Genomic DNA, 1,540 nt, shown 5'->3' with positions numbered 1-1,540 from the left:
CATTGCAGGATGCCGCGATAGTCGCCCAGGTGGCGCGCCGCGCAATCGCCGGATCGGCTCTCCTCGAACCGATAGGCGACCATCGGCGGTCCCGCGCCTCCGAACGGCCGATCATCCCGCGCATAGGCCCACAACCAGGACGTCTTGGTCTTCCCGGCGCCGGGGCTCAGCGTGGGCAGCGTCGTTTCGTCGGCGAAGATCCGTTCACCCTCGCGGATGCGCGCGAGCACATGCGCCGCCAGCGGCTCGAAGTGGAAACCGACCGCGCCCATCCATTGCGCCATCAGCGAACGTCCCAGCTCGACGCCATCGCGAAGGTAGATGGCCTCCTGGCGGTAGAGCGGCAGCCCGTCGGCGTATTTCGACACCGCGACTTGCGCGAGCAGCGCTTCCGTCGGCAGGCCGGCTTCCACGATATGCTCGGGCGCCGGCGCTTGCAGGATCGCGGCGGGGTCCTTGTAGGCGTATTTCGGCCGGATCGTCACGATCAGCCGGAAGCGCGCGCGCACGACATCGAGCCTGACGCTCTCCTCCCGCCCAATCTCGACTCGCTCCTTGCCTTGGAGCTCCTCGGGGATCTCTGGCTCCAGGATTTCCTCGACCCGCTCCAGATGCGAGGGAAACCGCGGCTTGTCGCGAGACGCCTTGCGCGGCTTGGCATCCGCCTTCGCCGCCAAACGCGCGTCGATCGTCGCGAGTCCGGTTTCGACTTCCTCGAACAGGAAGCTCTGTTGCTCGGCGTCGTCGGCGCCGAGCTTTTCGGAACGTTTCCCGAAGCGGTCGCGATGAAGCGTCTTGATGATCGATGTCAGCCGATCGATCTCGGCTTTCGCAGCCGCATTGGTTTGCGTGAGATCCTCGACCTTCGCCGTCAGGCTCGATGTTTGCGAACGCAATGCCTGCGCGTCGGTCTCCGAACGATCGACGCGCGCCAAGGCGTCGAGCGCCAGCGCCTTCAGCTCGTCGACGTCGTCAGGAAGCTCGCCGAAGCGCTCGATCATGCTGCGCAGGGTACCGCTTTCGTCGCTGAAAGTCCCGCATTTTATGGACTTTTCAACGCTTCCGGCGCGTCTTTTCCAAGGTCAGCCGGCGCTCTGCGGCGCCCGCGCCTCTACCGCCCGAACCCGCCGCCAATCGAGTCCTTCGACCAGCGCCATGACTTGCGCGTAGCTCAGACGGATCTCGTGGCTCCCCGCTGTCGGCCAGCAGAAATGCGAATGCTCGAGGCGCTTGGCGAAAAGACAAAGACCCGAACCGTCCCACCACACGATCTTGATCCGGTCGGCTCTTTTCGCTCGGAAAACATAGAGGGAACCGTCGAACGGATCGGCGCCGGCGTCCCGAACCAAGGAAACCAATCCTTCTGGACCTTTCCGGAAATCCACGGCCGCCGCCCGCAACAGCACCCGTGCGCCCGGCGGGATCATGCCTCACGCACCGCGCGCAGCAGGCGACGAAGGTCGGCTTCCGAAATATCCGCGTTCACCCGCACGACCGCCCCGCCGAGTTCTATCTCCACGCGCCGCGTCTTTGCCGCACG

At 65.3% G+C, this 1,540-nt stretch carries 2 protein-coding genes; both read right to left on the bottom strand.

All coding sequences use genetic code 11. The annotated features are described in order from the left end of the window. On the bottom strand, positions 1–1,001 hold a 1,001-nt coding region (locus tag KP010_RS09120), incomplete at its 3' end, for a transposase (protein WP_216280751.1). 81 nt (positions 1,002–1,082) lie between these two features. After that, positions 1,083–1,427, bottom strand: a complete 345-nt coding sequence (gene tnpB / locus KP010_RS09115; RefSeq protein ID WP_142864771.1) for an IS66 family insertion sequence element accessory protein TnpB — start codon at positions 1,425–1,427, stop codon at positions 1,083–1,085. Positions 1,428–1,540 lie beyond the last annotated feature (113 nt).

Origin of the sequence: Methylosinus sp. KRF6, assembly GCF_018887255.1 — a bacterium.
In the GTDB taxonomy this organism is placed as follows: Bacteria; Pseudomonadota; Alphaproteobacteria; order Rhizobiales; family Beijerinckiaceae; genus Methylosinus; species Methylosinus sporium.
The sequence above is the reverse complement of the archived record's forward strand: the minus strand, read 5'-3'. Positions and strand labels throughout refer to the sequence as shown.